At 63.0% G+C, this 12,462-nt stretch carries 9 protein-coding genes, 2 tRNA genes and 2 pseudogenes; 6 read left to right on the plus strand and 7 right to left on the minus strand.

The features are described from left to right. Positions 1-99: 99 nt before the first annotated feature. From purN to ACQ651_RS08420, 3 genes are read right to left on the minus strand one after another with little or no spacing between them, the layout of a single operon-like run. On the minus strand, positions 100-693 hold the full coding sequence (purN, locus tag ACQ651_RS08410) for a phosphoribosylglycinamide formyltransferase (protein WP_430449018.1): 594 nt from the start codon (positions 691-693) through the stop codon (positions 100-102). Further along, on the minus strand, positions 690-1,736 hold the full coding sequence (purM, locus tag ACQ651_RS08415; RefSeq protein ID WP_430449019.1) for a phosphoribosylformylglycinamidine cyclo-ligase: 1,047 nt from the start codon (positions 1,734-1,736) through the stop codon (positions 690-692). Before purM ends, purN begins: the two co-directional genes overlap by 4 nt. A gap of 60 nt (positions 1,737-1,796) precedes the next feature. After that, the gene (locus ACQ651_RS08420; protein WP_430449020.1) at positions 1,797-2,201 is read right to left on the minus strand and encodes a hypothetical protein; all 405 of its coding nucleotides are present in this window, start codon (positions 2,199-2,201) and stop codon (positions 1,797-1,799) included. 101 nt (positions 2,202-2,302) lie between these two features. On the opposite strand from ACQ651_RS08420, the gene ACQ651_RS08425 reads away from it, so the two are divergent. Further along, positions 2,303-2,379, plus strand: a tRNA-Ile gene (locus ACQ651_RS08425). Between the two features lie 108 nt (positions 2,380-2,487). On the opposite strand, the pseudogene ACQ651_RS08430 reads toward ACQ651_RS08425, so the two are convergent. Then, positions 2,488-3,784, minus strand: a pseudogene (locus ACQ651_RS08430) (ATP-binding protein). 47 nt (positions 3,785-3,831) lie between these two features. Between ACQ651_RS08430 and ACQ651_RS08435 the strand changes: the two are divergent. The 3 genes from ACQ651_RS08435 (at position 3,832) to ACQ651_RS08445 (ending at position 6,150) form a co-directional block, all read left to right on the plus strand. Then, positions 3,832-4,710: an MBL fold metallo-hydrolase gene (locus ACQ651_RS08435; RefSeq protein ID WP_430449021.1), complete on the plus strand. Its 879-nt coding sequence runs from the start codon at positions 3,832-3,834 to the stop codon at positions 4,708-4,710. 70 nt (positions 4,711-4,780) lie between these two features. Beyond that, positions 4,781-4,855 (plus strand) — tRNA-Asn (locus tag ACQ651_RS08440). 263 nt (positions 4,856-5,118) lie between these two features. Then, positions 5,119-6,150, plus strand: a complete 1,032-nt coding sequence (locus ACQ651_RS08445) for a hypothetical protein (protein WP_430449022.1) — start codon at positions 5,119-5,121, stop codon at positions 6,148-6,150. Between the two features lie 59 nt (positions 6,151-6,209). Here ACQ651_RS08445 and ACQ651_RS08450 read toward each other — a convergent pair. Next, positions 6,210-7,343: pseudogene (locus ACQ651_RS08450) on the minus strand (IS3 family transposase). Between the two features lie 121 nt (positions 7,344-7,464). Here ACQ651_RS08450 and ACQ651_RS08455 point away from each other — a divergent pair. Together ACQ651_RS08455 and ACQ651_RS08460 are read left to right on the plus strand one after the other, a co-directional pair. Further along, on the plus strand, positions 7,465-8,490 hold the full coding sequence (locus ACQ651_RS08455) for a hypothetical protein (protein WP_430449023.1): 1,026 nt from the start codon (positions 7,465-7,467) through the stop codon (positions 8,488-8,490). Positions 8,491-8,565: 75 nt separating this feature from the next. After that, the gene (locus ACQ651_RS08460) at positions 8,566-8,817 is read left to right on the plus strand and encodes a hypothetical protein (RefSeq protein ID WP_430449024.1); all 252 of its coding nucleotides are present in this window, start codon (positions 8,566-8,568) and stop codon (positions 8,815-8,817) included. A gap of 133 nt (positions 8,818-8,950) precedes the next feature. Here the strand turns inward: ACQ651_RS08460 and ACQ651_RS08465 are convergent, their stop codons facing one another. Together ACQ651_RS08465 and ACQ651_RS08470 are read right to left on the minus strand one after the other, a co-directional pair. Then, positions 8,951-11,266 carry a PIG-L family deacetylase gene (locus ACQ651_RS08465; protein ID WP_430449025.1) on the minus strand — a complete coding sequence of 772 codons (2,316 nt, stop codon included), beginning with the start codon at positions 11,264-11,266 and terminating at the stop codon, positions 8,951-8,953. Positions 11,267-11,277: 11 nt separating this feature from the next. Then, a complete protein-coding gene (locus ACQ651_RS08470) occupies positions 11,278-12,450 on the minus strand; it encodes an ROK family transcriptional regulator (protein WP_227288023.1) in 1,173 nt (390 codons plus the stop codon). Between the last annotated feature and the right edge of the window lie 12 nt (positions 12,451-12,462).

Below are 12,462 nucleotides of genomic sequence, written 5' to 3' on the forward strand. Positions count from 1 at the left end.
GGCCAGCCGCATCGGAATTGAAAGTGTCTTGACGCTTAGGGCTCCTGCGATGGCCAGAAGCCCGGGGCGGCGAGCATCCGCGGCGTGCGACGCAGGGGCTCAGGGCAGGAAAACGGGCCGGCGGTCGCCTGCCGCGAAGCGGCGCAGAACCGCAGGATAAAGCCGGTGTTCCATGATCAGCACGCGGGCGGCCAGCGTCTCGGCCGTATCGCCGGGCTCGATGGCCACACGGGCCTGACCGAGGATCGGGCCGTCATCCAGCGCGGGCGTCACCTCGTGCACGGTGCAGCCATGTTCCGCGTCGCCCGCCGCAAGCGCGCGGGCATGGGTCTCAAGGCCCCGGTACTTCGGCAGGAGCGACGGATGTATGTTGAGCATCCGGCCCTGCCAGCGGGCCACGAAACCTTCGGTGAGGACACGCATGAACCCCGCAAGACAGATGATATCGGGGCGGGCGGCCTCCAGCCTGTCGTTCAGAACCGCCTCGAATGCGGGCCGGTCGCCCCTGAACTGCCGATGATCGACGACGGCGGTCGGAATGCCCCGCGCGGCGGCCTTCTGCAGCCCGCCCGCCCGCTCGGAATTGGCCAGCACCAGACAGGGCCGCGCCGGATGATCGCCGGTCATGCTCTCGGCCAGCGCGATCATGTTGGACCCGCCGCCCGAGAGCAGAATTGCCACCCGTTTGCTCACCCAAGCGCCCCGGAATACCGGATGCCCGCATCCTCCGTGACCGTCCCGATGCGGAACACGGTTTCCCCTTCGGCGCTCAGAAGCCCGGCCAGACGCTCCGCCCCGTCCTCCGCCACGACCAGAACCATGCCGATGCCGGCATTGAAGGTTTTCAGCATCTCGGCCTCGGCCATCCCGCCGACATCCGCCAGCCATCCGAAGACCGGTGGAAGGGGCCAGCTGCCCAGATCGATCAGCGCGCCCATGCCGTCCGGCAGGATGCGGGGCAGGTTTTCGGTCAGCCCGCCGCCGGTGATATGGGCCAGCGCATGAACGCCCCCCGCCCGGATGGCGGCAAGGGCCGGTTTCACGTAAAGACGCGTCGGCGTCAGCAATTCGGCGCCCAGTGGCCCCGCGGCGAAGGGCGCCTGCGCGTCCCATCCCAGACCCGACATATCGACCACCCGGCGGACCAGCGAATAGCCGTTCGAATGCACCCCGTCGGATGCGAGGCCCAGGAGCACATCGCCCGCCCCGACCCCGGCGGGCAAGACCGCGCCGCGTTCCATCGCCCCCACCGCAAAGCCCGCAAGATCGAAATCACCGGCCTGATACATGCCCGGCATCTCCGCGGTCTCTCCGCCGATCAGTGCACAGCCCGCACCTTCGCAGCCCCGTGCGATGCCTTCGACGATCTGCGCCGCGCCCTCCACATCCAGCTTGCCGGTTGCGAAGTAATCGAGAAAAAACAGCGGCTCCGCCCCCTGACAGACCAGATCGTTGACGCACATCGCCACAAGGTCGATGCCGATCGTATCGAGCTTGCCGGTATCAATCGCGATCCGCAGCTTGGTGCCGACGCCATCGGTCGCGGCCACCAGCACCGGATCGTCATAGCCCGCGGCTTTCAGATCGAACAGCGCGCCGAACCCGCCAAGGCCCGCCATCACGCCGGGCCGGGCGGTGGCCGCCGCAAGCGGCTTGATCCGTTCGACCAGATCGTTGCCCGCGTCGATATCGACCCCCGCCTCGGCATAGGTCAGGCTGTTTTTCGCGTCGGTCATCTTGCCCCCTTTGACAGTCCCGGCCCTGCTAGCAGCGGGCCGGGTGGCTGTCCATCTCCGCTACCGCCCGGGACGCGCGCGTTCCGAGCGCACGCCCAGATAGAGAAACAGCGCCAGCATCGGCAGAACCATGGCGCGCGCAATCAGATAACCCTGGCTGCCCTCCGCCATCCGCGCGAGAATGCCGAAAAGCTGCGGCGCGAAGGTGGCGATGAACACCAGCTCCAGCAGCACGTAAATCGCAAACATCGCCGCCCAGAGCTGAACCCAGGCCCTGAAGGGCGGGATGACGCCCGCGCGGCGAATGGCATTGGCGGCGATTTCGATCGCCGGGGCGGAGGCGAGGATCACCTGCGTCGCCGGACCAAGCGGCAGCCCGGCCAGATTGACCGCCAGCAGAAACACCAGAGTGACACCGACCAGCCACAGCAGATAACGCAGGCACAAAATGGGCAAGTTCGGCATCGAAGCTCTCCGTCCGCTGGCTCCCGCGACGCCATAAGGCAGTGGGCGCGACCGCGCAAGCTTGACGGGCCGGAGCAAGGTGATAAGCCTCTGCCTCAGGCGGGCCTGTAGCTCAATTGGTTAGAGCAGAGCGCTCATAACGCTTTGGTTGCAGGTTCGAGTCCTGCCGGGCCTACCACCGCCTTATAAAAATAATTTAATATCAATATCTTATAGGGCAATGCGCCCCATAAGATATTGGCACCGTGGGGCAGATTTCAAAGCGGAACCGTCGGCACGGTCAGGCCTAACGCGCCAGAACCAGATCGACCCTGAGGCCGCCGAGATCGGCGCTTTGGCTCAGCCGCAGCGTGCCGCCGTGACTGCGTGCGATATCGCTGGCGATGGCAAGACCAAGCCCGACGCCGGTCCCCTTGTCCTGATTGCGCGCCTCATCCAGCCGGGCAAAGGGGCGCAACGCATCGGCGCGCTGATCGGGGGATGCCGGGGCCGTCATCTTCCACCGTGTAGCGCACGGCATGATCCAGAACATGCAGCGTGACCCGCGCATGATGGCCATAACGCAGCGCGTTCGAAACCAGATTGCCAAGGGCACGGCGCACGGCCTGAGGGCGGATTTCCACCTGCGGAACATCGTCCGGCGCGACCAGCTCCACCGTACCGCCGCCGCGGGCCGCATCCTCGATGATCCGGTCGACCAGATCCTTGGGATTTGTCGGGGCGGGATCATCCAGCGCATCGGCACGGGCGAAATCGAGAAACGTCGTCAGAAGCACCTGCATCTCGGCCACATCGCGTTCCAGCGCCTCGATCTCCGGTGTTCTCTCCTGCAGGCTGAGGCCAAGCTTCATCCGCGTCAGAGGGGTGCGCAGATCGTGGCTGACGCCGGAGAGCATCATCGTGCGCTGTTCGATCTGCTGTTCAATACGGTTGCGCATGTCCAGAAAGGCGCGCCCCGCCGATCGCACCTCCAGCGCGCCGCGCGGGTTGTAGGACACCACCCTGCCCTTGCCGAACTCCTCCGCCGCGCGCGCCAGCCGCCGGATCGGGCGCAATTGATTGCGCAGGAAGAAATAGGCGATGGCGGTCATCAGAAGCCCGGTGAACAGCATCAGCACGAGCAATTGATGCGGGTTGGAAGCCGACACGCGCCCGCGCATCACCTCGACCTCCACCGGGCCATCGGGCGTGATCAGACCGATCTGGACCAGCCTGTCGTTTTCGGCCAGATCTATCCAGGTCACTTCCGGCACGCGCGCCTGCAACTCGGCCATGACCTTGCGGCCCGACAGGTCATAGAACAGCCGCGCGTCCTCTTCCGGCGGCGGATCGCCGGTGAGCCTGAGTTGCAGGGACGCCGCCGCGTCGGCTGCGGCCTGCCCGCCCTCCCGCTCCCACCGGGCCAGCATATAGCGCAGATCGAGCACCAGCGCGGCGGTCAACTGCTGCGTCACATCCTCGAAATGACGTTGCAGAAACGCCGCCGAGACGACAAGTTGCAACGTGACGATCGGCACGATCAGGATCAATGCGGCCCGGCCGTAAAGCCCCCGCGGCATGAATCTCTTGAGCCAGCCGAACATCATGGCCCATCTAACCCGGGGCGCGCGGCGGTGCAAAGGACAAGCGGATGACGGCCACGGAATTGGAACCCGGTTTGCACGTGATCGTTGCGCCCAACCCGTCGCCGATGACCGGGCGGGGCACCAATACCTATCTGATCGGCGGCACGGATATCGCCGTGATCGACCCCGGCCCGATGATCATGTCGCATCTGGCCGCCATTCTGGAGGCTTTGGAGCCGGGGCAGCGGATCTCGCATATTCTGGTGACCCATTCCCATCTGGACCACTCCCCCCTCGCCCGCCCGCTGGCCGAGACAACCGGCGCGCCGGTTCTGGCGGCGGGGCCAAGCGACTGGGGCCGCAGCCCGGTCATGCAGGCGCTGGCGCGCGACGACCGGATCGGCGGCGGAGAGGGGATCGACGAGGGGTTCGTCCCCGACAGGCAACTGGTCCATGGCAGCCTGCTCCATGGCGATGGCTGGCAGATCGAAACGCTGGAAACCCCAGGTCACATGGCCAACCATCTGAGCTTTGGCTGGGCCGGGGCGCTCTTCAGCGGTGATCTGGTCATGGGGTGGTCCAGTTCGCTGATTTCGCCGCCCGATGGCGACATGACCGCCTTTTACGCCTCCCTCGCCCGGCTGCGGGCGCGTGGCGACAGGGTCTATTATCCCGGACACGGAGACCCGGTCACGGCACCGCAAGACAGATGTGAGGCGCTGGTGGCCCATCGCCGGGCCCGCGAAACCGCGATCATGGACGCGCTCAGCCGGGCGCCTGCCGACACCGCCGCGCTGGCCGGCCGGATCTACACCGACACGCCCGCCGCGCTCCTGCCCATGGCCGAACGCAACATTCTCGCCCATCTCATTGATTTAACGGAGCGAAATCTGGTTGAGCCATTGGGACCGATGAATGCCAAGGCCACCTTTGCCCTGCGGTGACGACCGTCTCGGTTTTTTCGCATTGCCCCACTGGACGCGGGGAATCGGGCTTGCTATATCGGCGCTCAGTTCCGGCGTAGCTCAGCGGTAGAGCAGTTGACTGTTAATCAATTGGTCGTAGGTTCGATCCCTACCGCCGGAGCCAAAATCTCTCAGAGATAACAATACGATAAGAGCCACCCATCGTGGCGGCTCTTGTCGTTTGCGCTCGTCGATGCAACATTGATGCAACATTTTGGTGAGCGGCGGCAACCGAACACGATCTTCCAAACACAGCGACGACACTCTTGCCCAAAGCACAGTGTTCCTGTTATGTTCCCACCCTCTGTTCCCCTATCTCCATTGACCAGATCGGTGAGGAACCCGATAACGTCAGGAAAGCCTTCGATGAAAAGAGCAGGACGCCAATTGACACTCGACATCCGCGGAAGCCTGAAAAACACTCGGATCAGTTCAAATCCGCTGGTCGTGGTTGACGAGCTGCTCGCTAATTCCATTGACGCCTTTCTCATCCGCCAGTTCGATGAAACTGCCGAAGTACCGTTTCAAGTGCAGCTTTCCGTCAAGGCGACTCAGGCTGACCTTCTCGGCAATGACTACGATCTCGAGATCGTGTGTAAGGACAATGGATGCGGGCTGGGTCCTGAACAACTCAAAGCTTTCTTGACCAAGGATACCTCCTACAAAGACGACTTGAGCATCCCGGGCATTGGAAAGTGCAAAGGAACCGGGCGGGTTCAGTTCTTTCATCATTTTGCGGCGATTGCGATTTCATCAATCTACAAAACCGACACTGGGCTTTTTCATATCGGACTTGATGAAGAAAAAGACCGCAAGGCCATCGAAGAGGAAGACTTCAAGATCGAAGAGCGCGCCTCTGGCGAGATCGGGACGATGATACGATTGACCGAGATTGCCCCAAAGGTTCGCGAAAGGATTCTGACAGCAACAGACATACAGCGGCTGCTGCCCGCCAGTCAGATCAAATTGCACGTGCTATTCAATCTTCTGCAGAGGTTCGTCAGCTTAAAGGAAGCGCTAGGGGATTTCTTGATCGAGTTTAGCAGCGATCTTGGCGGCACAATTACCACGGCGGAATTGCGACCTTCTGATATCCCTGAGCATACCTCCAAATCAACGATTACTGCAAAACATGTCGAGGGGGAGGAATCTATTTCAGCAGACTTCTCGGTTACGCACTACAAACTTCCTGCAGAGCAGTACGAACTGCCAATGAATATCATTGGCCTCTGCGCGAAAGCATCAATCGTCGAACTCGTGACGAGCCGATACCTCAAAACGAAAACACTGCAAAACAATCCAATCGACAAACACTTTCACATTGTCCTCGTTGAGGGAGACCTACTCGACGACGGCGTGAACGAGCAACGGGATGGGTTCGACAAAATCCCAGAGTCAGAAGGTTCGGGCGACCTTTGAGCTGGTCCTAGTATCCTGCACAGTTTCTCGGCCCTGCTAAGGTATATCGGGTTGTGTATTCAGGCCGCTTTCGTCAGTTCGATCCTCACTAAGTATGCCTCATCGGGGGTCCTCAGACCAAGTGCCGAGTGCGGGCGCTGGCGGTTGTAGAAGTCGATCCAACTGTCGACGACCCGCCCAGCCTCGAAGCCATCCGCGATATCCTGAAGGTAGACGGCTTCATATTTCATCGATCGCCAAAGCCGTTCAATGAAGATGTTGTCCATGCAGCGGCCGCGGCCGTCCATGCTGATCCGCACCCCGGCCTCGGTCAGAGTCGTGATCCACGCTGACCCGGTGAACTGGCTACCTTGGTCGGTATTCACGATCTCGGGCGGGCCATGGCGACGGATCGCCTCGTTCAGCGCCTCGACGCAGAAGTCCGCGTGCATCGTGTTCGAAAGCCGCCAAGACAGCACCTTGCGCGTCGCCCAATCCATGATCGCCACAACGTAAAGGTAGCCACGGCTGACTGGAACGAACGTGATGTCAGCACACCAGACCTGGTTCGGGCGGTCGATGGTCATGGTCCGCAGCAGGTAGGGATGGATCGGATGCGCCGGGTGAGGTTGGCTGGTCTTTGGCCTGCGATAGACCGCCTCCAACCCCATTCGACGCATCAGCCGCCGGATCCGGTGCCGCCCGACCGACAGGCCGTCACGCTTAAGCATCGCAACCATTTGTCGGCTACCGAAGAACGGATAGGCCGTGAACAACCGGTCGATCGACTTCATCAATGCCAGCGTGTCGTCGCGAACCGGCACGGGTCGATAATACAGCGACGACCGGCTGATCCCCAGGATGCGGCACTGCGCGCTCAGGCTGAGCTGCGGATGATCGGGCTGGACGATATTCTTGCGACGGCAGGGGCTCATGTCTTGAGCCCTTTGGCTAAAAAATCGTTCTCCACCGCCAACCTCCCGATCTTGGCGTGCAGATCCTTCAGCTCCGCTTCTCGGTCCACCGCGCCACCCGCCTTTCCGGCGAACACATCCGACAGGCCCTCCATTGCCTGCTTCTTCCAGGCACTCACCTGTGTCGGCAGCAGCCCGTGCCGCGCCCGCGATCTCCTGCACCGTCCTGTCACCACGCAGCGCTTCCAGCGCCACCTGGGCCTTGAAATGATCCGTAAACTTCCGTCGCTTCCGCGCCATCGTCATATCCCTTCGTCGTTGGGATACACCTTAGCTCACTGTCCAGTTTTCCGGGACCAGCTCACTTTTTGAAGGAATCCAGGTTACGTTCGAAGATATTTACGTCGTACTGGATGAGAAGGTGCAGGAACTCATCACACCGCCTGACTGGTCGCGCGAGAAGATCGTCGCTGATGTCGCGCACGACTACGGCGTGTCGGAGGAAATGCTTTCCCACTCAAAAACACGTGTCAATTTCGGCGATACGCCGATTGAGGTCGCAAAACGGGCGCTAACCAATCTTCAAGTCAAGGTCGTAGACGAGACATCGAGCCTAATGGCGATGAGGGATGCGATTAAAAACCTTGAGCCCGACAGCGATGATTTCAGGCGGAAGATCGACGATCTTTCTTGGGAGTATGCCGCGTCGCTCAAAACCATCGACATGGCCAACCTCTCCCAACTTGTGGTGCGGAGAGCCAACCTCATTGACGTGCTAGATATGGCCGTGAACGAGGGCTTGAGTGTGCAGTCAAGTCTCCCGGACGGGAAACGCCGTCGCAATGAAGCCCTCATTCACAACATTTTCTTTCCGATGCGGAAAGATAGTGATGAGGTTTCCGATCACGATGTGTGGCTTCTGAGCGAGGAATATCATTACTACGACTACATTGCATCAGATAAGCCTCTTAGCCAGATCAAGTGGGATGGGGGTCAGAACCTTTTCGATGCCGATATCGACGAAGAGGTAAGCAAGATGCTTGCGAAGATATCCGACGAGAACAGTGCAGGTCGACCCGACATCGCCCTGTTTCACGAAGAAGGTTCTGTCGTCATCGTAGAATTCAAATCGCCCGGTGTCAGCCTTGACGAGCACGTTGGGGATTTGACTGAGTATGCGACTATGCTCGCAGCAAAATCGAATGGTCGGCTGAAAAAATTCTACGGATACCTGATAGGCGATACCGTCAATCCGATACGACTTCAGGGTTACAATAAGCTGCCCGGCGCAAATGGCTTTTTCAACACGAGCGACATAAAAGAGCCAACCTCTCAAGTTGCAATTGGCCAGCTTTATTCTGAACTCATTTTCTACAAAGATGTAGTCGACAGGTCTCGCAAGCGCATTGACGTTTACCGGGAGAGACTAAAGCTGCCGAAAAACTAAAACAGCAAGAGAGAGCCGGGGCGACACGCCAAACTCTCGCCCCAATCGCACGGTATTAGCGTCTGCAAGATGCTGATGAACAATACCGAGTCCGATGCGCGTTCCCAGCCGCTCCCGCCGAAGCGGGCTAGCGGCAAGCGTCCTGTGTCGGACCTCGCCAAAGGTATGTCCTACCTCCGACGGTTCACGAACCGGCGCGGTGAGCCGGTGGAACGTGACGTGCTGCCCTACAAGGGTCGTCTCTACGTGATCACCAACGACTTGCTCATCGACTACGAACTCCGCGACCCACCATCTCTGAAGGTCACCTTCATGCACTTCATGTGATGGCGGAGTCCGTCGTGCGGCAGGAAGACATTCGCAAATCTAGCGGCCCACCAGCCTGAAACAGCCCGACAAGAACCACATTCCTCGGTAAAAGCCCGCGTGGAAGCCGGGTCGCGTCCCCGCACGGGCGCGGTCAGTCCGGGGTGACGATATTGGCCATGAGACGGAACGCGCCGGGCACGAGTTGGGCCATCTGGTGGTGCAGGATCAGGGCCAGATGGGTGTGCCGCCCCTGCCCGATCCGTGCGGAGACGAGCGCGCCGTGGAGCGGCTTCTCGCCCGGGTCGGACATCGCCAGAAGCGGGGTATAGGCCTTGTCCCATGACTTGGCGAAGTAAAGCCCCCGCTCCTTGTGCCAGCCCTCCCAGTCGCCGGGCGCGATCCGGTTCGGGGTGGTCAGAAGCGGGTGGTCCGGAACCAGATAGGTGACCGGCGCGGTTTCGTCGGTGACGCGCCAGCGCAGCGACGGCTGACCGATTTCCAGAGGTGACGGCGCGGTGGTTTTCGCATCCCAATTGTCCCACGGCCGGTGATAGAGGGTGACAAGATTGCCGCCGTTCCGGGTCCAGTCATGCAGCGCCGGCATGTGGCGCGCCAGGACCGGGCGGAAGCGGATCGCGAACACCCCGATCAGGATCGTGTCGTAGCCGGCGAAGGGATCGGCCGATGCAAGTGCCTGATCGCCGAGGTCTGTCACGTCGCAGCCGATGGCGGCCAGCCATTCCGCCGCGCGGTCGTTCCCGCCGCCGATATAGCCGATGCGGGCCTTGGGCACGGCGATATCCGCAACCCGCAGCCTGAGCGTCGCGGGGGTGCTGCGCAGGCGTGGGGCGATATGATCATGGGTGAAGACGCGGATGCCATGCGCCGGTTGCCCGTCCAGCAGGAGCGGCAGGTGGTACAGGCCCTCGGCGACGTCCTCGGGCGCGTCCAGCGCAACCTGCGGACCGGTCCAGCGTTGTGTCCAGCCCTCCGGAAGATCGAAGCGCGGCGTGCCGCCGGAGATGTTGGAAACGCTCAGCTCGATGGCGCGCCCGGGGCGGGCAAGATTGAGGATCGCGGCGTGGCGTGACAGGTCCGCGCGGGCCGACGGCGCGACCAGCAGCGGCGTTTCAAGGGCGATGTGGGAGGTGGCGGCGATCCCGTCGGTTTCGATTGTGACGGCCAGAGACGGCGCGCGCGGCGCAAGCGGATCGTAGCTGTCGGGATAGGGGTCGCTCGGTGGCGCGGCACGGGACAGGCGCAGCTCTTCGCCGTTGCCGTCCATCCAGTCGGGCAGGACCGGCGTGACCGTCGCGCGCCCGAAACAGGCCGTGCGCCGTTCGACCGTCAGCGTCGTGCTCTCGCCCGGCGTCAGCCTCGGTTCGGCCAGTCGTCCGCGGATGTCGGGATGGGCGCAAAGCCGCATCAGGCGCGCAAGCTGCGCCTGTTTACGCCCAATCCGGTGGGCATGGAGCGGATCGGTCTGCGCCTGACCCAGCGCCGCATGGGCGCGGGCGGCGGCCGCCAGCATTCCGGCTCGGTCCGGAAATGCCGCCAAGGCCGCATCGATGGCCATCTGCGCGGTGTCCAGCGCCGGGTCCAGATCCTGCAGATCGCCCGGCAGGTTGTCGGTGATGGCCCCCTGATCGGGGCCGAGCTTGCTGATTGCAAGATGGAGGGGCCAGTCGGTCTCCGCCCCAGGCGGGATCCAGCGCCCCATACCCTGGGTGCGGTGAAAGGCCCGCGATTGCTGCGCGATGCGGGCGTAACTGGTTCCAAGCACCGGGTCCGTGCCATGCCCGTCGATGGTGAGCGTGGCGTCGGGCGGCGGCAGTTCGTCGTCATAGGAGCCGCCCGCCCCGGACCACGCCGGCAGGTACAGCTTCGAGACCTGCCAGATCGGCAGGTCGCTGCCGGTAAAGGCCGGATCGGCGGCAAGCTCCATCGCCTCATGGGCGGCCGATGTCATCGCGCGGTGGTGGCCATGCTGGCCCGGAATATCCAGGAAGGTGGGGCAGATGATATCCGGCCGCTCCATCCGCAGGATGTGGACGAAGCGGGCCAGCGTCCGGTCACGGCCCCAGCGGGCCATGGTCTCGTCGCCGGATTTCGAAAACCCGAAATCGGTGATCGTGTCCTCCGGGGACTGACCCAGCCAGTAGAGGCGCATGTCGAGCATCTCGGCGGCGCGCTCCATCTCGGCGGTGCGGATGGTGCCCAGGTCGAAACCTGCTTCGGTCCCGATATCGTTCTGCCCGCCCTCGCCCCGGTTGGCGCAGGCAAAGCTGAGATTGATGCCGTCCCGCAAACCCAGCACGGCCAGCATCGCGGAGGTTTCGTCATCGGGATGGGCGCCCGTGTTCATGAACCCGACAACCGAGCGAAGCGGCTGAAGCGCGCGCCAGATCCGGGCGATCAGGGGGGTCGCGGCTTCCGCCATGATGCGGGACTGGTCGGTGGTGGGCATCGGCACGTCTTTCAGGTGGCCAGCCCAAGGCTGGGCGTGAGGGTCTGATTGATGACAAGGGCGGCCGCCCCATGGGTCGCGGTCATCCGACCGGCGGTGCCGGCCAGAAGCCTCGGGCAGTTTCGATCCGCCCGGTTGGAGACCGAGAGCGATGGCAGCGGGATGGTGTCGGTCAGATGCTGCAAGAGCCTTGCGGGCAAGGCCCCGCCCATGATCACCGCTTCGGGATCGTAGAGGTTCTCGACGATGTGAACCGCATGGGACAGGGCCGGGCGCGCGCCCTCGATCCAGGCCATCATCGCCGGGTGGCGCTGTTCGAAAAGCCGGTCGAGATCGGTCACGGTTTCCGCCGCTTCGCCCGCGCGCCGCAAGGCCGTGGTCAACGCCATCCGGCTGGCGATTTCCTCAAGCGGTTTCAACCCGCCTTCGAACGGGGCCGGGACGTGGCCGATTTCGCCCGCATTGCCAAACGCGCCGCGGAAGATCGTGCCCCCGGACACAAGCCCGAGGCCGATACCGGTGCCGAAATAGAGAAACGCATAGGAGGACAGCCCCGCCGCCACCCCCGAGACACGTTCGGCCATGGCGGCCGCGTTGGCGTCGTTTTCGACGGTCACGGCCATGTCCAGCACCTCGGCAAAGAGGGCCTGCGCGTCAAGCCCCTCCCAGCCGGGCAATTCGGTCAAGAAGCCCGACAGCCCGGTCTTGCCGAAGGGCCCGGGCATCACAACGCCTGCGCCCAGAACCCGCGCGACCTTCGTGCGGCTGTTGGACAGGGCACGTTCGAGAAGCTGGCTCACCAGCTGGACGACATGACCGGGATCGGCCCGCGAGACCGCGACGCGATCGGTGTAAAGCGCCCGCCCGTCCAGATCGATCAGCGCGCACAGCACCGCATTGGGGCGCAACTCGATACCGAACGCGGTGCCCGCCGCCCCGTCGATGGCATAGGTCACGGCCGGAAGCCCGCGCCCGCCGGTCCGGCGCCCGGCCTCATACAGCCAGCCCTCCGCCACAAGCTCTCCGATGATGTTGCTCACCGCCTGCGTGCTCAGCCCCGATGCGCGCGCGATCTCGGCCCGGCCCGAGGCGCCGGCGCGCCGCACATGGCCCAGAACCAGCCCGCGATTATAGGCGCGGCTGCGTTCGGCATTCGATCCGGGGGGCAGGAGAGGCAGACTCATGCCTCCGGGATT

The organism is Rhodophyticola sp. (assembly GCF_965284195.1).
GTDB lineage: Bacteria > Pseudomonadota > Alphaproteobacteria > Rhodobacterales > Rhodobacteraceae > Rhodophyticola.

Bases quoted from the DNA above. Each gene is read 5' to 3' on its own strand.
- purM (WP_430449019.1), bottom strand. From the start codon at position 1,736: ATGACCGACGCGAAAAACAGCCTGACCTATGCCGAGGCGGGGGTCGAT.
- ACQ651_RS08420 (WP_430449020.1), bottom strand. From the start codon at position 2,201: ATGCCGAACTTGCCCATTTTGTGCCTGCGTTATCTGCTGTGGCTGGTC.
- ACQ651_RS08435 (WP_430449021.1), top strand. From the start codon at position 3,832: ATGACGGCCACGGAATTGGAACCCGGTTTGCACGTGATCGTTGCGCCC.
- ACQ651_RS08460 (WP_430449024.1), top strand. From the start codon at position 8,566: ATGAACAATACCGAGTCCGATGCGCGTTCCCAGCCGCTCCCGCCGAAG.
- ACQ651_RS08465 (WP_430449025.1), bottom strand. From the start codon at position 11,266: ATGCCCACCACCGACCAGTCCCGCATCATGGCGGAAGCCGCGACCCCC.
- ACQ651_RS08470 (WP_227288023.1), bottom strand. From the start codon at position 12,450: ATGAGTCTGCCTCTCCTGCCCCCCGGATCGAATGCCGAACGCAGCCGC.